Origin of the sequence: Bacillus sp. FSL K6-1338 (assembly GCF_038006965.1) — a bacterium.
Taxonomy (GTDB): Bacteria; Bacillota; Bacilli; order Bacillales; family Bacillaceae_G; genus Bacillus_A; species Bacillus_A thuringiensis_S.
On sequence record NZ_JBBOWI010000003.1, the window covers coordinates 1 to 22,712 of the forward strand.

Below are 22,712 nucleotides of genomic sequence, written 5' to 3' on the forward strand. Positions count from 1 at the left end.
CCATTTAAAAGACCTCCATTTTGCACAAATATTTGTATTGCAATGGATTAGGGTGCTAAGCCGCATCATTACGGTTATAATGATGTTTCTTTTCATCCACATACCCTTTTATGTTCCAAACGCCAGTCTTTGATGCTTTTGCTTCTTTTTCGCTTTCTAGCATTTGTGGTAGCAAAGTAGTGTTAGGTTTTGAAATGTAAGCTACAATACCATATCCTGATTTGATCATTAACTCGTTTATATGTATCCCTTCACAAAATACATATGCTAATTTCCTGCCATACTTGTCCTCTTTGGGTCCACGATCATAGACTATTGTTACATTTTTTCCTTTTAACTGTTTCTTTAGAAATGAAGATGCTTCTTTTCCCATCTTTTGCGGTGGGATTTTTTGAGATACAGACTCAGGGGTATCCAATAACAGTAATCTTACCGTCTGTTTCTGCCCGTTTACGTTCACGTCTATCGTATCTCCATCCTTTATATGTATTACCTTCCCTTTAACAGTCTCTAAGCCTTTTAATTTCTCATTATAATCCTCTGGAATATCACAACAACACCTTTCCCTTCTGTGTGCTGTTGTATTCCGTTTTGTACTGCTTGGGCAGGTCTCGAATCATTTTTTGTTTGCACGGAACTGCTGCATGCTGACATTTGAATTACGAATGATGTTATACAAATGGCTTTAATCCATATTTTCATATCGAAATTTCTTCCTCCTACTTAAAATACATAAAAAAGGACACACCTATGGCATATGTATGCGTAGGTGTGTCCTTATGCAAGATAGTTTTAGAAGTATTTTGTTACTTTCATCATATCATAGTTCTTATTAATTTTATATATGAAATTTAAGATTTTGCGATATTATTTCTTCTTATTCGTTATAAATGTAATACGTTGTTTTTGTACATCATAGGTTAATTTTGCATCGAATTTTTCTCCGGTTTTCTTACTTTCAAATCCTGTGATTGTATCAGTCATATTCTTCTCTAATAACTTTTTTACTTTCGCGCTAGTTATTTTCTTTTTCAAAATGGTTCCAGACACAATGAATTCGCAAGGCTTTTTATAATGCTCACATAAATAAGTGGTTTTCCCTACAATTACCCTTCCTTGGCACAAAGGGCATTTCCCTATAGTACGATCATCCGTTGTTGGACGTTCAAAACAAATGCTAAGATCTTCTTTTAATCGGATAGCTGCAGTGAATTCTCCGTACTCTCCTTTAAAACCATGAATGAAGTCAGTAACGCGATTCTTCAATAATTTCTTAATCTGGCTATCAGATAATTTCTTTTCTTTAATTTTAGCTGATATCGCAAAATTACATCCGTTTTGATATTCTGAACACCCAAAAAACTTATCACGGTTTAAAATGTGTCCATTTTGACATTTTGGACATTGACCTAGCGATAATTCTTCAACTGTGGGCAAATTAAAGCTTACTTCACCATTTATAAATGCTAGATAAGCAGAAAACTCTTTGCCATTAGATTTAAATCCTTTTATAATGTCCGTTTTGTTCTCTTCAAATAGTTTTTTTACTTGTACTGTAGGGATTGTTTTGTCTTTAATTTTCTTAGGTAAACCAATATTACAGTTTGGATGATTGCTGCACCCGAAAAACTTTCCTCTATCTAAAATTATTCCATTTCCACAAGGGCATTGGCATACTTCTATTTGTTGCTTCCAGGTTTCTATTAGATTATACGAAACTGTATCAGGAATTCTTATAATCTCTTGTGTTATTTTTTGTACAAACGCATTTGTTTGTACAATGAAGTCTTTATAACTCATTTCATTCTTTTCAATACGGTGTATCATTCCTTCCATTTCTGCTGTGTACAGTGGATCTTTAATTTGCTGAACAGGAAATTGTTCAATAAAAGCACGACCAATTGGAGTTGTTATAATTTTTCCCTTTTCAATGTCTATAAAATTCTTCTCGTGTAAAGCCGGAATAAAAGCTGCTTCTGTTGCAACGGTTCCAATTCGTTTTCCTTTCATTAGCTCTTTTAAATGTTCATCATCAATTTTACGACCAGCCGTTTCCATGAAAGTAAGAATTGAGCTTTCTGTGTGTAGAGCAGGTTTCTTTGTTTTAGATTCAAGCAACTCAAAATCACAGACTTGAAGTTTATGCCCTTTTTGCAGAATAGGCATTTTGAATGCTTCCATACTTTCTTCTTCTACTTCCTCTTTAAACACTTCTAGAAATCCTTTTTCTCGAAGTACACTTTCTTTTGTTTGATAGATATTTCCCATCGTATCAATAAAGGATACATCTCTTACCAGGTACACTGCAGGACGCATAAAATTACCCACAAAACGTTTTACCACGAGACTATATAGTTGTTTTTCAATCTCGGGACGACCTTCCTCTTGGTATTGTTTTGTCGTCGGTATAATAGCAAAATGGCTTGATACAAGATCATCATCAAATGTTTTATGATTTATATCAATGGCAGCAATATCGACGGATTGTACCAGTAAAGAATAACGACTCTTAGCTAGCGCCTGCATAACACCTTTTACTCGTTCCACTTGTTCTGTAGGTAAATGCCTAGACGAAGAGCGTGGATAGGTTATAAAACCTTCTTCATACAAGTTCTGAATGTATTTTTTTGCAGTTTCAGCATTAATTTGTAATTGTGCATGGGCATCTTTGTACAAGTCTGTTAAGTTGTATAGCAATTTAGGATTTTGCTTCCTAGTGCCCTCTTTAAATTCCTCAACCGTGAGATATTGACCTTTTAGCTTCTCCCCTAAACTCCTTAATGGCGATGGGTTTAACACCTGATCTTCTGTTTTCATAACTGGAGTGAGTCCTAAATTTGTTACTAGCTGCAGATGATAATAAGACTGTTCCTTATAGTTTTCAATTGCTAACTCACGTTGACGGATCTCATGTAGCAAACACATTTGTACACGGCCAGATGACAATAAGAATTTATTTTGTGCTAATTTTGTGGTGCATCCCCTGGTTATATTCATTCCTAATAGATAATCCAGATACTGCCTTGCTTTAGCAGAATAAGCTAGTCCATCATACTTAGACGCGCTTTCTAATCGATTGAGAGCTGCTTCAAGTTCTGCAGCTTCAAAAGAGGATTTATATACACGAGATTGCTTTTTATTCACACCTGCGTATTCATACACTTCTCTATAGATTAACTCTCCCTCGCGGTCCGCGTCACAAATATTCACGGCATGGTCAACATCAGGTCGCTGTAACAGTTTAACAAGTATTTGTAGTTGCTCTGCATTTTCTTGTATCACCTTATACGATGGTTGAAAAATTAAAGGTAAATGTTCTAACTGAAATACTTTATACTTTGGATCCATCTCTTCCGGATTTTTCAGTTCCAGTAAATGTCCACGGCACCAACTGACAATATAATGATCATTTTCATAATAACCGTAATAAGGTTTGCTCCCAATGTACTTTTGTGAGTGACGGAATCGTGGCGATTTCATAATTTCATTGGCCACTTTTGGTTTTTCTGCAATAAATAACGTTTTCCCCATAACTTTTTCCTCCTTAAACAAAAAAGGACACACCTACGCTATGGTTATGCGTAGGTGTGTCCTTTTGCAATATGATTTTTTAGTATTGGATTACTATAATTATAGCACATATCACATTTAATATACATGGGATACCGCCAGCATTTTGGAAGATAACCACGCTAAGCATAAAATACAATAAGCTATCCATATGGACAGCTTATTTACATAATTATCGAAAAGCGGAAGTTAAAAATTTTTAGTTCCTTACTCAACTAAGCACCCGTTAGCTCAGTAAAATATCTAAATGATTTTAATTATTAGTACATCTTACTAATAAGAAACGTTTGTATTTTAAGTCAGGTAACCTTTTTATTAAAACACTTAAAGGACAAAAATCTTGTGAATTAATGATCATAACTTTTTGTTCTATAAAACGAATTAAATAAGTGGATTAAAGTCATAATAGCTATATATTGATTATTATAAGGAGTGGAAGTAATGTTCGAGGATGATGTTACAGATGAGAGATGAGAGAAGATGGAAATGGAAGCCTAAAATCAGTGTGAAACAAGTAGCAAATACATTAAGTGATATAGTTCAAACAGGTAGAACAATAATAGATAACACAATTGCTGATGTAGATTATATTTTGGGTAATATTGAAGACTGTGTAAGAGGTTGTGGAAGAGGCATTGATAATGTCAGACTTCGGATAACACATAGAGGTATACAATATATTTCATTAGTTACGGGTGTACTGTGTTCCAACGGTTTAATCCCTAGTGACATTATTAAGATAATATACGAAAAATTATCTGGAAAACTTGAACGTGATCCAGAACACAGGATACTCCATTTAACAAATCCTAAACTATATGTATGGGAGGGGGCAGAACCACTTTACACCGTAATAGACCCCAAAAGTTTTGTATTCAACCAAGACAAAGAGGCATGGGTTTTTATCCATGGAATGCTTTACAGTGCTTTAAAAAAAGATGGATCAAACTTTAAACGAAGTGAAACAAAGGTAGATGTATTTGATTATTTTTATAATTTTGAAAGAGAAGCTAAGATTTTTAACCCTGATCCTAATTCCCGTCCTAATCAGGACAATTCAAAGATTGAAATTTACTTAGTAAGCTACGATTCAGAAATGAGAGATGAAGATGAAGAAAAGATCAAAGTATTACTACAATCGCATGTATTGGGTGGCGGTAACTTTTACTTACTGACTGCTGCTGTCTATTGGAGAGAAATGGTGCGTCGAGCACAGGAAACAGCTAATCATATAATTCCTTTTTTAGATAAATTAGCTAATAACAAAGGGAGAGCTATAACTCACTCTTTAGGTTGTTATGTATTAGCGGATGCGGCTCAAAAAATAAATAAATATGCATCTGAATCAAGTTACCATCGAGCATTTGGGTCATGGTGGTGTATGTCGGCTGCTTTACCATCAGATGCCTTTTCTAATACCGGTGATTTCGCTAAGGCACCATTAATCGCAGGAAAAGGGGATAACAATGAACGTATTTGGAATGGAACGACAGTTTGGTATTCTCTCGCTGATATTGTCCTAATGCTGCTTTATCCATTAGGTTCCTGTACAACTGCATTGGGATTAACTGGTCTGGGGGTCAATGACAAAGAGATTGCGGAAGACGAAAACATAACCACAATCACAGATGTTCATCATGGTCCAGCTGGTGATTATATCGAACGATTGGGACCTAGAATTCAGCAGGTTCTCGGTACGAAAGTTAGGGATATTACCAAAAATTAAGCTAAGGTATATTCTGAAAGCGAATAGGCGATTCTCTTACCTAAAGAAGAGTCGTCTTTTGCTTGTTTATGGTGCTAACCTACCCCACCCCTTTAGTTGAACAAGGAGCAATGAATATTATATACATATAAAGTTAACATAACGTCTCATATCGGTAGCAAAGAAAAAGGGGAACCCTACTCTCACAAGGGAACCTTCTTTTTTTGTTCTATGGATCTATACATTTTTTTATACATTCCTATTCTAGAGCGGTTTTAGGGTTATTGTTTGTAACTGGATTAGCCGAAAAACTGTATAAAATCTTGCATGATCTTAGCGTGGGGGGCCAAAATGCTGGCGGTACTCCAGTTATGAATGACATGGCGATCAAACTTCCCACGGTACTATTTATACCTTTATGCCTAGCATTACTTGTCAAAGTCATACTTATGTGATTTATAAAATTCCATTCAATTTAAGTTAATTATTGAATTGTTTATAAAGTGTTTTTTAACTTTAGGCATTTCTATTATAACTTTGGACATCTATACCTAATAAAATGCTTTAAATACTTAAATTTTATAGGGGGATTATGGTGACAAATTTATACATTCAACCTGAATTTTCAGGTTATGATTATGAACGTGATGATTATTCACATCACCCACATTATCGTTGGAAATTATGTATTTATAAAAATGGTTGGACACAGCAATATTGGCATAGATTTGTTCCTTCCTGGCAATCATGCCCAACTATGACTGATAATGAATTAGTATATCAAGTATTAATTCCATAAAAAACAGAAACTACTTATTAGAAATAAGTAGTTTCTGTTTTTAAAGATAAACTCCTATTCTATTTCCAATTGCGCTTTACTTATATAATTCTGTTCTCTGAAATTTTCCGGGTGGATTTTATATTCATACAGCTTACTAATTTTACTATTTTCAACTACTTATTTATTCTTTTCACAAGATTTTTTGAATCTCCTTTTAACTTGTAATACTTCATGTTAAGGCGAATAGCTATTACAGAGATTACGATAAACCCTACTACATATAACATTGGCCTTTCTCCATTTCTTATTATTTAGCAAACTTATTCTGTAAATACTTCACATGTTTCTTTTCAATATCTTTATCCGTAATGTTCGCTCGCGATATTGTTTGATAAATATGCTGGATCTCGTCATTTGTTAGTTGCACATCAGTATATGATTCAATACATTTTTGTAGATCGTTATAATACAGGACATGTTTATCTTTAGAATGAACATGTACCCTTTTCAGGCTACATTTTGGATGAAACGCAGCAATCGAAATACACGGCAGCTGTTGTTCCATTACCCATTCAATGGCTTTTATATGTTTATAGTTTTGTCGAAATGGATTTTGAAAAGAAGATTTATTTCTAAAAATACCCTGTGTCCATCTTGCTGCTTTCTCACTTCCATAGATCCATCCCTCATAGTTCTTCGTCTCTACAACAAATACACCTGTTTCAGCGATAACAATATGGTCAATTTGCGTTGTATCACCGTACTCCGTATAAACCGTTACATTATGTAATACAAAGTAACTTTTTGGATCTAATTTACTTAGTATACGTTTTACCAGTTTCTCTCCCGCTTTTCCTTTCCATTTTGGTACATGTTTTTTCACAACACTATTCAACGGTATTAGAACCGCAATAAGAATCAATTCGAATATCAATACTTTCATAATAGAGTCCTCCTTTTTAAACCCTTGCGTTTCTGCGCATTAAACGATATACATGCGTTTCTAATCCTAAAATAAAATATGAGATACATAAGCCTTTTATCACCATCTCTACGAATCCTAATGCTAATGAAACAAGGAGTCCTCCCCTAAACTGAAATGGTCTTGTCACTCTTCGATTTACTGGTTTTTCAATGACGCCAAAGTTGGCCCAGGTAGGCAAACGTTTTTCCACATTTTTCACGGTACCCATTAATCCGTATTTTAACGATAGAATGAAACATCCGATTAATAAATAAACAACAGAAGAAAAATAGATAGATAGGCCTATTACGAAGCATGTCAGTAACCAGCCTATTAATATAGAATTTCGCAAAGCAATATATTCTCGATTTCTATTCAATACAAACAGTCCTTTCAAAATTAATAAGGTTATATTTATTTGGAAAATATTTACATTTGTTTATAAGCATGATATGATACGTCTATATTAATTTACGAATTAGCCTAAAAAGGATTGTGATAGACATGTTAAAACTTGTAGTAAATAATACCGGAACAGAACCAGAAAGTGATTCAGCTTTTTCAAACTATTTCACCTGCAAAGACTGTGTATATTATCTTTCAAAATCAGATTCTTGCAGTCTACAATTAGCGGCTGATTCAAATAATCCCCTTGTCCCTTATGAGTGTGGTAACTTTGAGGAAACCTATGAAATCGGAACGGAAGATCCATTGAATTCACACATACATCAGCAACTTCGTGAAGAGAAAGCGCAAATAATAACTGAAAGCTATCCAGCACAACCTTCTATTGATCCAATTCATAAAGACGCTATATGGTATGGATCAGTAAACTATGGTTGTTGGATTATAAATGATTCGAAGAAACGTTTTGCACTTGCAGAACAGGTTCCTTTCGGTGATAATAATATGTCATCTAAAAAATACGCATCTCCTTTTCCTTTACATGACCATGGTGCAAAAGAAGGTATCCGGCACTATATGTGTTGGTACGTAAATGAAAAAGGAATTGGCGAATACCATCTTCTTATTGGTGGTGTCATCATGAAAATTGCAGAAGGAGTTAAGAAACTTGGATTCAATTACTAATCGTATCTACAAGAAAAGAATGTTAGAACATACCATACTATTTAGTTTGGTACAGCTGGTACCACTGATCTTATCTACCGGTATCATATATATATTGCTAGAACTTACTAAAACGGAGTGGAAAACCTGGTTTAGTTATGAAGGAATCTTTGTAATTATTTTTCTTATAACGAGATTCCAGGTGTTTCAGAATAAGAAAAGTATTATTTCTTTAAATCAACACGAAAAATGGTTTTCAAAGTTAAATATCTTCTTGGTCTCTATATTTCTAGTATTATTTGCATCCATACCAACTCTATTAAAAATTGCTTTCATTCTACAAATGACTGTTATTCTACTTCTACTAGAGTACCTTTGTTTGTATATTGATCGTTTACCGATACATAATTTATATAGAGTACAAGAGATTATTTGTGATAAAAAACAACTCAAAATTGAACGAATTATTCCAAACAATGAGGAACACGGTACTCATACAATTAAAACAAGGGATGAGCAATACTTTTTATATACCGCTGTGTATTTGAGCGGCATACTAGCGCCAATTTCAGAAGAAGTATTTGAAGAATATGAAAGAAAGAACCTAATGGGTAGATAAAAGGTACTGAATGTAGATTCAGTACCTTTTCTATCTTTATATATAGTTCTTTACATATTAGCAAATAGCCATGGAGCTAGTACGGCTAACATACACAGCAAACAAGATCCCGTTATGACACGATTTGCCCAACGGTAATATTCCGGCTGTTTCGTACTCTCATGAATTCTTCTTAAACGAATACCTGCGATTAACATAAAGGGTGTGAAAATAAGTGCTGTTGCTTTAAACAGGTCTAAAAAATCCGTAAAGATGTTCATAAACGAAAATACATCGGAACTAAATAAGAAGTATACACTTAGTCTCATCGACATCATGCTGATAAATGAGAAAATCATACTTCCGGTTGCCCACTTCATCCATTGACCATTCTTTGTAATTAATGCCATAACCATGACAATAACGCCTAATACGAATGAAATAGAAAAGATATTGACTCCTACTTTAAAAGCCGGCGCATACAATCCTTCAATCTTTTGTATGATTGATGATCCAAATGAATCATCTTTCTCTGTTGTTTTCGTTCGATTGTTTAGTCCATCTTTAAATGATGACGAAACATCATTTCCTTTTAACTCATTAAAATCTACTTTTACAGAAGCTTGAGCTGCTTGTAAGGGTACAAGTAATAAAATCATCAAAACAAGCGTGCATAAGACTCCTATCATTCCTTTTTCTCGTTTCATCATACATCACCCGCTAATTTTGGTTTGATGCTCTTTAATTTGATTTCATTTCCTTCTGCTGCATAATAAAGATCTGCTGCATAATAGATATTTGCTTTTGTATATGCCCCCATAATTGCATTTGCAATTTCTTCTTTTTCTACTGCCACATATGTTTCATTTTCATTGTAAAACTCAATTTCAATTCGGTTAATATTATTATTTAATACTGTAATATGTAATTCTTTTAAGCTATCTAAGCGATTCCCTAATCCACATACCAACTTAAATACTTTATTTGCAATTGTTGGTGGTTTTACATACGTCGTATTAAAATGAATCGTTTCATCATCTATCACACCATCTTCCTCGACTTCACACGTCATAATGAAAGAATGATTTTGTTTTTCAATTTCTTGTTGACTCAACTTGCGATCAATGACATACTTCACGCTTGTTGACAGGTTTTCTATATATTCATCCAGTTCGGTATTTGAAATTTTAACCTCTGAGAATTCCGGAAAAATCATGTAAGCGTGTATATTAGAACTACTTTTACTTACACGTAATACCTGGACTTGTTTCTTTTCATAGCGCACCGTTTGTTCTAATTTTTCTACTACATTGTTACTTATGGAATTAATATTCATTTACATTCACCTTTCAAAATTGTTATTTTTTTAACTCAAAAATATTTTTTACTTCATATAATCCTCATGTTTGGATTTAATCTATTTTAAGCATTGTAATATTACGAAGAGTTCTCAATTCTCCTGTTTTAAGACTGTTAATCACTTGAATCTCAAAACATTTCAATATTACAATGACGTACAATGTCTCATTATAGTCGAATATCCTTATATGGTGAATCATTCTGTCCCACTCATTTGTACAAAAATAAAAAAATGTTTTATTCTTGTACAAATGAGTGAGAAAATGCTGTATTTCATGCTATTTAACTAAGAAAATCCAACTAGGAAATAGATTTATATATTCCCTAGTTGTCTATTACTCCATTCAACTAGTGTATAAGAATAAGGTGAATTGACCTCTAATTCTATATACAGTAATTGATTTTCCGGTAATATCTCTCCCTCTGTTTGAATCCAATAACGTTTCTTATTAGACATATTTATGACACGTGTCAATCCTTGTTCTCGTCCTATCACTTTTGCAGTCCACCTCACAAAATCCATATCTTCAACATCAGCTACTCCTTGTTGAACAGGAAAAACGTGTTCCTTTTCCGATGGAACTGAATCATATTCTTGTTGTGGATACATGTCCTCATATTCTAATAATTCCACTGGTATATCCTCATCACTTGGAAAAGGAATATCATAAACAGCCTCAGGAGTGGGAGTATGATGAAAATCTTCAGCATACTCCACTTCTTCTATATCCTCATGTTTTAACCTGTAACTCTCTTCCTCACCCAGATTCTTATGAACAGATGTAGCAACTAAATCATATATACTTGCTACATCCTTTTCTAAGGTGATCTCTTTTGTTGGAACAGTAACACGCTCTTGTTCCCTTCCGATAGGTTTATTTTCTCGTGGGCACCAATAAACGGGGCGTTCCACCGGTTTATTTTCCATTTCTTTTTTCTTGGCTTCTTCTATTAGAAATTTTTTCTTTGAATTACGAACTACCAAAAACACATAACAAAATAGACCAATAAAAATTTTTGTAAACATAATATTCCCCTCCAAGTTCTTTTTTACAATAAAAAAGGAAGATCCAAGTATATACATCACTTAGTTCTTCCTTTTACCTTCTATACACTACCTCGACTTTATTAAAACGGTAGTAAATCATTGTAATCTCCGATAGCTCATCCAAACCAGCTAATATATCATCCGGCTCTTGAGATTGCTCTCTTGTTTCCTGCTCTTTTGGATCATCTAACACTACCCAAATGTTTTCTATTTTCATATCTATCCCTCTATCTTCCTTATTTTTCAGTTTCATAAACAACTTCCTCGTAGTCAAAAAAATAATCTTTCAGCTTACGCATAATTTTACGAAACTTCGTTTCAGCTACGATCTTTGTACCATGATAAAAACTTTGTTGCCCGACAAAGCGCCATAAGATAACATAGCCTCCTTTTGCTTCCTGTATGCCTTCAATAAATAACGCAATTTCTTGAATGGCTTCCTTTTCATGAATGGCGTTTGGTTTAAAATATTGCATTTTACCATTAGCTAATATGATTTCTACCTCTAAACAACCTCGCAATTGATTAATTCTCGATCTGGATTCGATTAACATTGCTGATGCAGCATATGACTTTCGGTTTTTTCCCATTCGTTTTTTATGTTCCTCTACTGTTGGTATTAGTCTTAAGTGTCTACAATCTTTTTTCATTTTTTTATCTCCTCTACTTTTTAATTTGTCATTTTATAAATCAAAAATAACCCCGCCTGCAAACCTGAAAACAACACAAAAAGAGCTTCTTCAAGTCGATTGAAAATGTGCATAGCAAAATAAGCTATATACACTAATCGGCTCAAAGAAGCCCTTTCACAATTGAAACAAGACGAAACTTGCTTCTACAACTCAACCACAACACAAAAAAGGTGTAGGAATAAACGGAATCAAACAAACTAACAATATACCTTTATATTACATAATAACATTATAGGTTTCAATAAGTATTAATTAAAATTAACGCATTAACCAAAAGAATTCTTATTCCTTAGGCTTGTGTAGGACGAAAGTCCAAAGGTAAGTGATATTTGAATTTTGGGTAATGCGTAAACTCATAATAAATTGCTATCAAGGGTCTTACCAGTTTTAATCCACGCACCTACGAGAGGTGCGACCTGGTGTGTGTTCCTGATCAAATGTATCTTGTTATTTCAATCCACGCACCTATATAAGGTGCGACTCTAGGTTTGGACGATGATCTAAAACATTATCGGAATTTCAATCCGCGCACCTATATATGGTGCGACTTAACAAAGCCTTTAGAAAAAGTACGTGATTGATTTCAATCCACGCACCTACAAGAGGTGCGACAAATAACCCAATAGAAAATGATGTGTTTGTTATTATTTCAATTCACGCACCTATATTAGGTGCGACTTACACGGATTGGTACGAGGTAGCCAAAGCCCAGGATTTCAATCCACGCACCTGCAAGAGATGCGACTTTCCTTTAATAAATTGATAGAGTATATCTTTATAAGGATACTTTCTTTCAACTATTCTGACGCTTTTTATTACATTCCATTAATAATCTCAACTTTTAAATCATCTAATTCATGTACCAATACAGTATAATCATCGATTGTTTTTGGTTCGTCAATATTCCGTTTAACCTCTAATAAACGATGTACTTTTGCAGAGGAGTATTGACCAAGTTTTGAATTATGATCCCACCAACAAACTTTATGTACTTCTATACTTCCTTCAGGACGTGCTGCTGATGCATCATTTTCAAACAGTGTAACCAGTGCATTTTTAATCTTCTCCGCATCTTCGTTAGTAAAACCTGTCTTTTCTGCTAATTGCGTATTAATACTTCCATAAAAAACATAGACTCCAAAATCAACACGATGCTTCATCCCCATCGTATCTGAACCTTTATCTTTCCCAGGCTCAGAATTTACACTTTTCGTAATCTGCATACTAGTAATATCAATCGGATCAACACTCGTTGCCGTATGAATTGAAACAGGTCCTCTTACTCCAACAGAGACACCTTTTCCAGCTCCCCCTTTAAAGGCAAAAACTTGTCCAAAGCTTCTTACATCAATCCACTCTTTACATGCAATTGCAGCAAATTGTTCATGTGGATTATCCTTCGATTTTAACGCTTTGACTAAATCTACATTGGTTTCTGCTCGTTCCCTTAAACTATTAAATTGATCTACCTTCCTGTCATTTGATTGAACAAAAATAGATTCTTCCATGTCTTGCAGACGATTTCTAATCTTTCGTTTAATGGCTACATCAGAGATTTCACCATGTCCATCATAATTTTGTCTTGGGCGATTTCCATTCAAAGGATCTCCATTTGGATTAGCTTTCGTAACTGATAGAACAACTGCAAAATCGATTTTGTGATCTAAAGTTTTCATTTTTAATTCTCCTCTCCAATATTTACTGCATCATTTAGTGAAACATTTTTTTCTTTTTTTTGATACCATTCATGCCGTTGACTATAAAAGCCTAATAAGTATTTTCCAGACAGTGGTTTATTATTAAAATCTTCAATTTTTATCATTGAGCCAATCTCATCAATTAATTTGTTATAATACCAAACTTTCTCCCCTAAACGTGCTTGATACGGTTGTAGGGCCCCTTGAATGGTCCTCCATGTTCTTTCCGGATGTTGAGAAAAGGAATTCATATATCTCCTAGCATTTGTAGCACGTTGGTCACCATTATTTAATGCCTTTCTTTCCAAAACATCCGCAACCGCTAGAAGGCGTCCGAAGAGATAATCTCTATTATTATTTTCCTTATCTAATACCAATTGATATCCCTCCATTGTATTAATTAATGCACATGTAATACTTAATGTTTTTTCCCATTCCCATTTTTCCATTGATAGAGGGTTTGATGCACGCTGAAAGGCACTTCTAACAATGTCGAAAGGGATTTTTCTCTCGTCTATGATGCAAGGAAGCATGCGCTCCATCAAACTCTTGACTACTTTTTCGTTTGCTTTTGGCCCATAAGCAGCAAATGCAATATCTCTGGTTGACGGTGCCCCATAAAATTTAACAAATTCATTATCTGCATTTTTACGGTAACCATGCTCCCAGACACATGTAGAATGCCAATTCTTTAACTTATTTAAATAAAGGTTTTTATCCATATTACGATAGTAAAGAACTGCTAATCTGCCTGTTGTCGCTGAATCAAGCAAGAGAATATTTACATTTTCACTGGAAGATAAATTATTTTTATAACCATCAATTGCCTTAGCAACTTCATTGGCAAATTGTTCATGTGTATAGGATTTTATTTCTCGCTTTTTAGTTCCTCTTATATCCATTGAAAATATATTGTAACTATCCTCTACAATATCTGGAACATCTTCTGCATCATTGCCCCATACAAGAAATACACGTTGATCGATAATTTTTCCTTGCTTGTTAATAAGCCATTTCAATGCATTATGTGCTTTTTGGGACACATCATAGCTAATATTCGCTACTTCATTTGACGTAGTAAATCTTCCTCTAAATGTGAAACCTCTTAAATCATTTGAAGAGATTAACTTTGCTTGATCACTAGCATTTCTAATCTTTTTCGCATGTTTATCTGTACTCGGTTTTATTTCCCCTGTAACATAGCAGTAATCTTCATTATCTAGGAGGCCATCACAGAAATTAATAAAGGAGTTATGTATTTCTTTGTCTTGCCATACCTTTGATAGCATCTTATTTGGAGAATACACGGTAAATCTAACAAACGCGGCTTCTTGGCCAGCTGGAAGCACTGTAAAGATTTCGGGCTTGTTCCCCAGAAAAACTTCAACTTTTTTATCCCATTTTCCAATCAGCTTTTGGTTTTCATCAAGCCATAATATTTTGGTTTCTACCAAGTCTTTCACTAATTGTTTTTTTCTTAAGTATTTGTAAATGCTTTTTAATTTATCTGTAGTATATGGGGATTCTACCCAATTCCTTAGCTGTTCGATATAATAGCCAAATGACTCCTCTTCTTTTTTACTGCCGCCGTATTCACCAAGATCACCTGCAACGTAAGTTAATTTATCATGTAATGGATGGGGAACTTTATACGCTCCGGTACCAGACCTACTTGCAGAGTCTTCTGTACAAGGGATCAATGTATTCGCGTCGCTCTTATCTATGACTGTTGCTGAATGGAACTCCCCTTCTTCTGTAATTAAAACTTCAATATTTGCTGACTGAGTAGTGTGTGAAATAGGTAGCAATGTATATTCTTGACCATTATATTTTTTTTCAATTTTACCGACTCGATCTAAATTTGATTGATAGGTCTCATACAAATTCAATAGCCAACTCATTTATTCACCTCCTTCTTCTAATTGTTTTATAAGCTCATCAACTGATTCAACGTTTGAACTGTCAAAAATCTTTGGCTCCATCTTGGATATTTTACGGATTTTTGTACATTCTTCTGGTCGGATGAATTGAATAATTCCATCTCTCATTACCGGATTCCATAATCGAACCTCTAATTCATTCCTACCTGTTTCATCAGGATAATTAAGCCCATGAATCATTGTGCCTAAATGAATATCTCCACCATAATTATCGTAAAAGCCTTCTCCTTCACCAAAAACACAAGGCTCCACATATCCTTGGCATTCTCTCGTTCCTAAAAAAATGTCTCGCCGTCCTCCAACTTTAAGTGAACGTTTTAGGATGTTATGATGCTTATATTCATTACGATCAAAAGCTAAATCAGGTCGATGAGGATTAAAGATAAAATGTGCTTGAACTTGGTATCTTACATTCTTTAAATATGTGTAATTTGCGAGTGTATTTCCACCACCATATTCAATTGGACGAATACCTTTTGATTCCATTTTGATTGCATTCATAATTCTTATTTTATCTACGATCATAAGAAGAGTTGGCTTCCAGTAAATTGATTCGACAATCCCTTTGATAGCTTGATAAGTTGGTACTTGGTAAGTTAACTTTTCTCCTCCCATTTTCATCAAAGGATCTGTGAAAAGTGCGTAATCACCAAAAACCTCAAATTCAATAGCATTCCGCAAAGATTCTTCCTCCTTTTTCATTTTCTATATTTTTCTAGTAAATTAATGATACTCCTCCTATGTAACTATATCAATATTTAACGATTATATATTATATGAAATTTAAGAATTCTTTTGATATGGTATAAAAACATGGATTAAAAACCCTATCTCAAACAAAGATAGGGTTTAAAATATAGCGGTCTTAAAATCACTCTCATTAAGCACATTCAGACCATATTCATCATTATAAGCACTTTCCTTCAAGGCTAGAATTTTCCCATCAAGATAGTATACGAGTCCATCATTTATTATCAATTTTTCTTTTTCATAGTTGAATACGTTAACTGTATACTGCTGTGCCTTTCGTAATAATCGACTCAAATCCTCAATGGAGTTATTGCTATTTAATTCTGCGATAATATCCTTTCCTTCTTCATATGGGACAATAACTGAAGTGGTTAGATCATCAATGACGTTAAAATGTTTGGCCGCTGTCTGGTAGCTATTTATAATAAATAATGGAATATCTTTTTTATCATGTTTATGAATATATGCTCGACGATAGCTATTTTCTATTCTTGGTACGGATAATAACTCAGTCATGTTCTTTTTTAGTTTTGGAATAAAATAATCTAGATCGGATTCAAATTCTCTATAATATTCTTTAAAATACCTCTTCATTGCCTCTCTTGATAAAATATGTCCTCCATGTATTTTATCGTTATGTTTTAAGTCCATAAGGATTTTCTTAGTTATTTTCTTTCCAATTTTAATTTCCTTTAAATGACTTAAGCTTTCCTCTTCATAATCAATCACATAGACATTCTGTATGCCCTTTTCACCGTGGCGATTACATCTTCCTGCAGCTTGTGCTATAGAATCTAACCCTGATAAAGAACGAACAACACACTCAAAACTTACATCTACACCTGCTTCGATTAACTGTGTGCTGATGCAAATGATCTTTCTTCCTTCCTTATGGCATTCTCTAACTTCTTCTAAAATTTTATGTCTATGTGCTGCACACATTGTTGTGCTTAAATGATAAATAGGAACATTTAATCCTTGACTCTGTAATTGTGTATATAAATCTCTCACAACTGATTTTGTATTTAGAACAATGAGGATACTTTGTACTTCCTCTATTTTTGTATGTATAAATGTTTTGAGTTTATCTTTATTAAAGATTTCATTAGTTGCTTGATCAATGATTTCTACTCTTTTAAATGCTTCAATTACATGATCGAGGTTATTAATCATTTCAGCATCCGTATTTATGTCTAATTTTTGTTCTACAAAGTCCAAAGCAGGTTGAGTAGCAGTGCAGAGGACTATACTGGAACGAGTATATATTTTTAAAAAATTCAATGCTTGATTAAATAATGAAACACATGAAACAGGAACTTTTTGCACTTCATCAAAAATAATAATTGCCTCACTTAAATTATGGAGTCTTCTAGTATTTCTGTTTCCCTTTGCGTAAAACACATTTAGAAACTGAACCATGGTTGTAAAAATAATAGGAGAATCCCAATTATCTTTAGCTAACTTTAATTTTTGTTGTATGCTAGCCATACCGTCTTCATTTTCATCATGATCATTCACTTCTTCAACTATATTTGAATGATGTTCTAAAATATTTTCTTCATCCTCTAATATTCTTCGCACCTCTTCCGCATTTTGCTCAATAATTGTTGTAAAAGGTACAACATAAATAATTCTTTTTTTATTATGGGTTTTTGCATGTTTTAGTGCATATCTTAAGCTTGCTAATGTTTTACCACCACCAGTTGGAATAGATAACGTATATATTCCTGATGGCCTCTCAGCGAACTGATCACACTGATCTGACATGTCTGCTCTCAACATGTTAATAGGGGTATTTGCATTCTGCTGTTTTTTGAATGAATTGATTTTTGTCATGAGTCTCTCGTAGTATTTCTCAAATAGCTCATCAGCATTTATTACGGATTCTACAATTTTTTCTTCTTCAAATAATCGGGTGTTTGTTCTATCGGCATCAATTAATGTACTAAAGATGAATTTAGTTAAAAACATTAATTGTTTTTCAGCATTTTCTGGGGATTCTTTAAGTAGAAAACTTTCTAGTTCTACAGTAGCTTTGTTAACATACTCATGAAAATCTTTCTCTTTCATGACATGTTTAAAAAAGAATTGTTGTGTAACATCAAATCCTTTTAATTGCTTATCTCGTACTCTATTTAAATAGGGCGATTCTAAATCTGGATTTAAAAAATCTTGAAGGTATCCGTGGTGAGATATAATGGCATTTCCCACTATCTCAGATATTATCCCTTTGTAAGGAATCATATTTTCTGTATGGAATAATTGATATAACAATTTCCCCCCTGCAGTTGAATGGTCAACACTCCCCCTTTTAGGTGGAGAATTAGGATTATTTACTGCTTCCAATATATATTCTTTAAACTCATTGGTGTATTTACCCATATCATGGAGCATACCTGCTAAACCAGCTAAATGTTTTATACCGATTTTTTCTCCATAGGTTTCAGCTAGTTCTTTTACTCCTAATAAATGCTCTTCGACTGTTTGTACTTGCCTGTCACTCTCGCGTATATGAGCAATGTAGGTCATTCAATCTCCCTCCATTTTATATTTTTTACATGTTTGTTAGATACTGTAGATGTAGATACTTCCAGTTGAGTATCTACATCTACAGTGCGTTTTAAAGCCAGAGCATTACTACTTTCAATCTGCGCACCTTATATAGGTGCGACTGGAATGGTGTAACTTTTGGTTTCATATCAACCATATTTCAATCCACGCACCTATATAGGGTGCGACACCTTATCATCCTTTTTGTTCTTCTTCCAGTACTTATTTCAATCCATGCACCTATATAAGGTGCGACATGTGTTCGTTTCAGCACGTTTCTTGCTCTGTTCAATTTCAATCCACGCACCTATATAAGGCGCGACGAAGTAAAAACATGTCAGTACTAATCCTAGCAGAATTTCAATCCACGCACCTATATGAGGTGCGACTTAGATAGATCGTATTCATCAGCATATGGAGTAATTTCAATCCATGCACCTACTTAAGGTGCGACTACCATTCGAGCAACTAACAGCCCCGAACACGATATTTCAATCCACGCACCTATTTAAGGTGCGACGTTTGGCAGCCAAGCCAAGAAGTGGAAGGGTTGTATTTCAATCCACGCACCCATATAAGGTGCGACTATGAACGTTCCAGATAAATATAAACCCGAGGTAATTTCAATCCACACACCTATATGAGGTGCGACACTAATTCCGAAAAAGATAGGGAAACATATTGAATTTCAATCCACGCACCTATATGAGGTGCGACTAAAGGCGGTAGCTTCATCGAGCGAAAACTCGATATTTCAATCCACGCACCTATATGAGGTGCGACACCGATTTGTGTTCAAAATCAAGCACAAATACTTTAATTCTATTCAAAAGTATACAAATATTTTTATTTAATAAAGTAATTTTTATAAAAATCATAAATTCCCATCATACATTATGAAAATTCTAGGTGCGAAAGTTCTAGGAATTTTATGTTTGCTATACATTCGCACCTAAAAAATTAAAGGACTTTCTAAATCAATTCATTCTTTTACAGAATATGTTCGACCTTAATTTGAAATTTAACTTTTCAACAGACCCTAAAAACATGAAAAGGATAGCACCATTTTATATAACTGGGGCCAAAGTAATAGCAAATAGAATCCAACTCTTCTGACTATCTTGCTTATCTTAAAGTATCTTTTCATACACGAAAAAACATCCGTCCAAAAAAGGTATCAACAAACTAAAAAACCTTAATGATTTATAATTACACTGTAAAAAGATTTATGATTGCGTATCCTTGATATTTTGATGTAATTTTAAAAATTCTAATGCAACCTGCTCATAATCTGTTTTACCATCATGAATATTTATTTCAGAAGGATTCTCCTGATATTTATCTATTAAAATATCAGCTATTTCCTGAGGATTCACATTATTTTTTATTGCGTTATACGAGTCCATATCAAACTCTATAATTATAGGTTTTTTTATGTTTGAAGTGGAAATTAATTTAGAAAATCCTAATATTAATTTTTCTGCCCCATTTGGTTCTTTTATCCACTCTTTTATTTTTAAACGTAATTCAGTTTTATCATTGCTATTTCCCCATCTCAAAATACTATTTAGAAGTGTTGATGAACCCGTTTCATAAGTATCTAAAAAACTTTCATTTTGCATTTCTGTTTTTATTTTCTCTATAACAACTGTAGCTATTCTTTGAAATTCATCACGGGTAAAGAAATCTCTTTGCACCTCTTCAGATGGTACAATCCATCTTAATATATCAACACAAAACATTAGTGATTCCGCAATATTCATTGCTCTTGTAATTACAATTTCAGCTTCATCTTTGGGTTGTAATTGTAAAAGATGCCACATTGTTATTGCAATCCTTGAACGAATACTAAACATTTGATAAAAATGATTCGGAATTATCTTCTCAATTCTTGCAAGACAATATATCAGGTTTTCTGATTGTTTTGCTTCCAATTTCCCTAGTGTTAAGTTTGCATCAATTATTACGAGAAATTTACCAAGGGCATCTGTATTAACCATATCATTAATGATAATCATATCTTTAAGCTTGCTAACAGCTTCATCAACATTCTCATTTTTCAACTCATCTAATAAGGAATTAAATTTCACATCAGATATGAGTCCATTTCGTACTGAGTAAACAAAATATTTTTCAAAATAAAACTCAGAACAAATTCTTCTCTCCACGGACCAAGTTTTATCCCATTCACCACCATAAACATTCTGACCTGTAATTAAATATTCACTTCTCGGAAATAGTGCTTTTAAAATAGAAATGACTATATTCTTTTCTGTAGAAGGAAGTTTTTCAAATAACTCTTTCAATGCCTCTTTATATTCATCATGTATTGTATTTTTTCCGCTAAAACCGAGGTTTTTACCCGCATATAAAAATGCTTTTGCATTTCTATATATAAACTTATAGACATCCGGATAAAACACACGAATGCCCTCTATATAAAACAAGTCTACAACATTAACTTCATCTTTAAGTAAAGGCAAGGAAAAAACGATTGAATTTTGATGTCTTTTTGCTGCTCTTATTGTCAATGGTAAAATACCAAGGGATTTACTCCAAACCTCATTAAACCTTCTTAATTCTTCATCAGATAGAAATATCTGATTTTCATTAAGGACATTCTTAAATCCTCGGAAAATTATCCTTCTTATATCCTCAGAATCCGCTGGTGGCAAATATAACGGTACTTGAATAATTTTTTCTAAAAATGATGTTCCAATCTCACTCGCCTTTTTGCCACTATATTTTGTTGACAATACATTCTCGACTATCTCCTCGTCAAAAGCCAAAATATATGTTGTATGTCTAAAGTCAGCTATTAATTTTACCAGCTTAAAAACTGAATGAATCTCTTCGTCATCCAAACGATCCAAATCATCAATATATACAATTATTTTTTTGTTTTCTTTTTCAAGTTGATTCTCAATAATATCTTTCAATTTTTGTATATCATTATCATTCTTATTAGCCGCAATAAAGTCTTTAAATGAAAAATTGAATACTCCCATTCTTAATGTAACAGATGTTATCATTTGTGAATAATTTTTGATATTTGATATTAATTTACTTTTTTGCCCCGAAAAATTTTCTTCTATTCCAGCTATAAATTTATTGAAAAATTGCAATATAAGTTGCTCTTCATCTTTAAAATACCATGGATTAAATGAAATAATGACATTATTCTTATCTTCTTCAAATTTGGTTTTCATTAAATTTAATACTGAAGTTTTTCCTGTTCCCCATTCACCGTATAATCCGATTACAATACTCTCTGTTTCTTTCCAAGAACTAATTCTCGTTACTAATCCGTTTACAAAACCAGTACGCTCTAATTCGTCCTCCCCTTCCATTTTTATTGCATTATCTGCAAGGAAGGATAGATTTTTCGAATCAACTTTACTATTTTTTATGTATAAATTTCTATTTCTAACTAACAAAACTATGAAATAAAAATAATATACTATCCATCCCGCTGTTCCCAAACGATCAGTTAGGTCACCTTTTAAAAAACCAAACTTTACTGACAGCATGTAGAGTATACAACTTAAAAGAATACCAATCATAAATGTATCAAAATTAAAAGTAAAAATGGGATAATTTATTATTCTGCTTATATATTTCTTCTTAATTAGCACATAAATAAAAAATAATGCTATTACAAAAAATGTAGGGAGAATAAATACATAACTTTTCATATAGCCATAAATCGTGTTTAAATCCATTGGTATAGATATTACTTTTTCATCTAAAAACCCTTCTATAGCAAATAAAAAAGCGGCTATAAATAATATACTGAGAATTCTTTCGGTATATTTCTGCAATTCCAGATTTGTAAGACGATATTTTAATATTTTTTGTTTCAATGTAACCTTATCGTTCATCTAGATCTTTTCTCCAATCTTTAGTATCTAATTCTTCTGCTTCATTACATATATTTAGTTTATCTTTCCCCTTATTTATAATAATTGTCCATCATCTATTGTAGCTTTG

At 33.3% G+C, this 22,712-nt stretch carries 17 protein-coding genes, 1 pseudogene and 1 CRISPR repeat array; of the genes and pseudogenes, 4 read left to right on the forward strand and 14 right to left on the reverse strand.

Annotated features, from left to right (window positions below; all coding sequences use genetic code 11):
• Window positions 1-55: 55 nt before the first annotated feature.
• Together NZ044_RS29395 and NZ044_RS29400 are read right to left on the reverse strand one after the other, a co-directional pair.
• Window positions 56-702 (reverse strand): annotated as a pseudogene (locus NZ044_RS29395) (thermonuclease family protein).
• A gap of 165 nt (window positions 703-867) precedes the next feature.
• Window positions 868-3,531, reverse strand: a complete 2,664-nt coding sequence (locus tag NZ044_RS29400) for a type IA DNA topoisomerase (RefSeq protein WP_098349513.1) — start codon at window positions 3,529-3,531, stop codon at window positions 868-870.
• 544 nt (window positions 3,532-4,075) lie between these two features.
• Here NZ044_RS29400 and NZ044_RS29405 point away from each other — a divergent pair.
• Both NZ044_RS29405 and NZ044_RS29410 read left to right on the forward strand, forming a co-directional pair.
• Complete coding sequence (locus NZ044_RS29405; protein WP_340950221.1) at window positions 4,076-5,296, forward strand: hypothetical protein; 1,221 nt, start codon at window positions 4,076-4,078, stop codon at window positions 5,294-5,296.
• Between the two features lie 571 nt (window positions 5,297-5,867).
• The gene (locus tag NZ044_RS29410) at window positions 5,868-6,074 is read left to right on the forward strand and encodes a hypothetical protein (RefSeq protein ID WP_001996139.1); all 207 of its coding nucleotides are present in this window, start codon (window positions 5,868-5,870) and stop codon (window positions 6,072-6,074) included.
• A gap of 289 nt (window positions 6,075-6,363) precedes the next feature.
• On the opposite strand, the gene NZ044_RS29415 is transcribed toward NZ044_RS29410, so the two are convergent.
• Entirely contained in the window at window positions 6,364-6,999 is a 636-nt protein-coding gene (locus tag NZ044_RS29415) for a nuclease-related domain-containing protein (protein ID WP_098349516.1), read from the reverse strand.
• A gap of 16 nt (window positions 7,000-7,015) precedes the next feature.
• On the reverse strand, window positions 7,016-7,399 hold the full coding sequence (locus tag NZ044_RS29420) for a hypothetical protein (RefSeq protein ID WP_080000448.1): 384 nt from the start codon (window positions 7,397-7,399) through the stop codon (window positions 7,016-7,018).
• Window positions 7,400-7,524: 125 nt separating this feature from the next.
• On the opposite strand from NZ044_RS29420, the gene NZ044_RS29425 reads away from it, so the two are divergent.
• Both NZ044_RS29425 and NZ044_RS29430 read left to right on the forward strand, forming a co-directional pair.
• On the forward strand, window positions 7,525-8,109 hold the full coding sequence (locus tag NZ044_RS29425) for a hypothetical protein (RefSeq protein ID WP_098349517.1): 585 nt from the start codon (window positions 7,525-7,527) through the stop codon (window positions 8,107-8,109).
• A 19-nt stretch (window positions 8,110-8,128) separates the two neighbouring features.
• Complete coding sequence (locus tag NZ044_RS29430) at window positions 8,129-8,707, forward strand: hypothetical protein (protein ID WP_098349525.1); 579 nt, start codon at window positions 8,129-8,131, stop codon at window positions 8,705-8,707.
• A 50-nt stretch (window positions 8,708-8,757) separates the two neighbouring features.
• Here the strand turns inward: NZ044_RS29430 and NZ044_RS29435 are convergent, their stop codons facing one another.
• The 10 genes from NZ044_RS29435 to NZ044_RS29480 form a co-directional block, all read right to left on the reverse strand.
• Entirely contained in the window at window positions 8,758-9,393 is a 636-nt protein-coding gene (locus tag NZ044_RS29435; RefSeq protein WP_000817909.1) for a hypothetical protein, read from the reverse strand.
• Window positions 9,393-10,022 (reverse strand): hypothetical protein, encoded by a 630-nt coding sequence (locus tag NZ044_RS29440; protein ID WP_001024816.1) that lies wholly within the window; start codon window positions 10,020-10,022, stop codon window positions 9,393-9,395. The genes NZ044_RS29435 and NZ044_RS29440 overlap by 1 nt, the downstream gene beginning before the upstream one ends.
• 336 nt (window positions 10,023-10,358) lie before the next feature.
• The gene (locus NZ044_RS29445; protein WP_098349526.1) at window positions 10,359-11,072 is read right to left on the reverse strand and encodes a transposase; all 714 of its coding nucleotides are present in this window, start codon (window positions 11,070-11,072) and stop codon (window positions 10,359-10,361) included.
• Window positions 11,073-11,145: 73 nt separating this feature from the next.
• On the reverse strand, window positions 11,146-11,346 hold the full coding sequence (locus tag NZ044_RS29450; protein ID WP_098349518.1) for a hypothetical protein: 201 nt from the start codon (window positions 11,344-11,346) through the stop codon (window positions 11,146-11,148).
• Window positions 11,330-11,743, reverse strand: coding sequence for a DUF6018 family natural product bioysynthesis protein (locus NZ044_RS29455; protein WP_098349519.1), 414 nt, complete (start codon window positions 11,741-11,743; stop codon window positions 11,330-11,332). The genes NZ044_RS29450 and NZ044_RS29455 overlap by 17 nt, the downstream gene beginning before the upstream one ends.
• Before the next feature lie 857 nt (window positions 11,744-12,600).
• Window positions 12,601-13,461 carry a type I-C CRISPR-associated protein Cas7/Csd2 gene (gene cas7c, locus NZ044_RS29460; RefSeq protein ID WP_000853368.1) on the reverse strand — a complete coding sequence of 287 codons (861 nt, stop codon included), beginning with the start codon at window positions 13,459-13,461 and terminating at the stop codon, window positions 12,601-12,603.
• Window positions 13,462-13,463: 2 nt separating this feature from the next.
• Window positions 13,464-15,383 (reverse strand): type I-C CRISPR-associated protein Cas8c/Csd1, encoded by a 1,920-nt coding sequence (gene cas8c / locus NZ044_RS29465; protein ID WP_340950226.1) that lies wholly within the window; start codon window positions 15,381-15,383, stop codon window positions 13,464-13,466.
• A complete protein-coding gene (cas5c, locus tag NZ044_RS29470) occupies window positions 15,384-16,103 on the reverse strand; it encodes a type I-C CRISPR-associated protein Cas5c (protein ID WP_098349527.1) in 720 nt (239 codons plus the stop codon).
• 168 nt (window positions 16,104-16,271) lie between these two features.
• On the reverse strand, window positions 16,272-18,701 hold the full coding sequence (gene cas3, locus NZ044_RS29475; RefSeq protein ID WP_340950229.1) for a CRISPR-associated helicase Cas3': 2,430 nt from the start codon (window positions 18,699-18,701) through the stop codon (window positions 16,272-16,274).
• 178 nt (window positions 18,702-18,879) lie between these two features.
• Window positions 18,880-19,505: a CRISPR direct-repeat array (repeat unit 32 nt; unit sequence ATTTCAATCCACGCACCTATATGAGGTGCGAC).
• A 443-nt stretch (window positions 19,506-19,948) separates the two neighbouring features.
• The gene (locus NZ044_RS29480) at window positions 19,949-22,603 is read right to left on the reverse strand and encodes a KAP family P-loop NTPase fold protein (protein ID WP_098349522.1); all 2,655 of its coding nucleotides are present in this window, start codon (window positions 22,601-22,603) and stop codon (window positions 19,949-19,951) included.
• Window positions 22,604-22,712 lie beyond the last annotated feature (109 nt).

Excerpts from the sequence above, each read along its gene's own strand:
- NZ044_RS29400 (WP_098349513.1), bottom strand. The coding sequence starts at position 3,531 with ATGGGGAAAACGTTATTTATTGCAGAAAAACCAAAAGTGGCCAATGAA.
- NZ044_RS29410 (WP_001996139.1), top strand. The coding sequence starts at position 5,868 with ATGGTGACAAATTTATACATTCAACCTGAATTTTCAGGTTATGATTAT.
- NZ044_RS29415 (WP_098349516.1), bottom strand. The coding sequence starts at position 6,999 with ATGAAAGTATTGATATTCGAATTGATTCTTATTGCGGTTCTAATACCG.
- NZ044_RS29425 (WP_098349517.1), top strand. The coding sequence starts at position 7,525 with ATGTTAAAACTTGTAGTAAATAATACCGGAACAGAACCAGAAAGTGAT.
- NZ044_RS29430 (WP_098349525.1), top strand. The coding sequence starts at position 8,129 with ATGTTAGAACATACCATACTATTTAGTTTGGTACAGCTGGTACCACTG.
- NZ044_RS29435 (WP_000817909.1), bottom strand. The coding sequence starts at position 9,393 with ATGAAACGAGAAAAAGGAATGATAGGAGTCTTATGCACGCTTGTTTTG.
- NZ044_RS29440 (WP_001024816.1), bottom strand. The coding sequence starts at position 10,022 with ATGAATATTAATTCCATAAGTAACAATGTAGTAGAAAAATTAGAACAA.
- NZ044_RS29445 (WP_098349526.1), bottom strand. The coding sequence starts at position 11,072 with ATGTTTACAAAAATTTTTATTGGTCTATTTTGTTATGTGTTTTTGGTA.
- NZ044_RS29450 (WP_098349518.1), bottom strand. The coding sequence starts at position 11,346 with ATGAAACTGAAAAATAAGGAAGATAGAGGGATAGATATGAAAATAGAA.
- NZ044_RS29455 (WP_098349519.1), bottom strand. The coding sequence starts at position 11,743 with ATGAAAAAAGATTGTAGACACTTAAGACTAATACCAACAGTAGAGGAA.
- cas7c (WP_000853368.1), bottom strand. The coding sequence starts at position 13,461 with ATGAAAACTTTAGATCACAAAATCGATTTTGCAGTTGTTCTATCAGTT.
- cas8c (WP_340950226.1), bottom strand. The coding sequence starts at position 15,383 with ATGAGTTGGCTATTGAATTTGTATGAGACCTATCAATCAAATTTAGAT.
- cas3 (WP_340950229.1), bottom strand. The coding sequence starts at position 18,701 with ATGACCTACATTGCTCATATACGCGAGAGTGACAGGCAAGTACAAACA.
- NZ044_RS29480 (WP_098349522.1), bottom strand. The coding sequence starts at position 22,603 with ATGAACGATAAGGTTACATTGAAACAAAAAATATTAAAATATCGTCTT.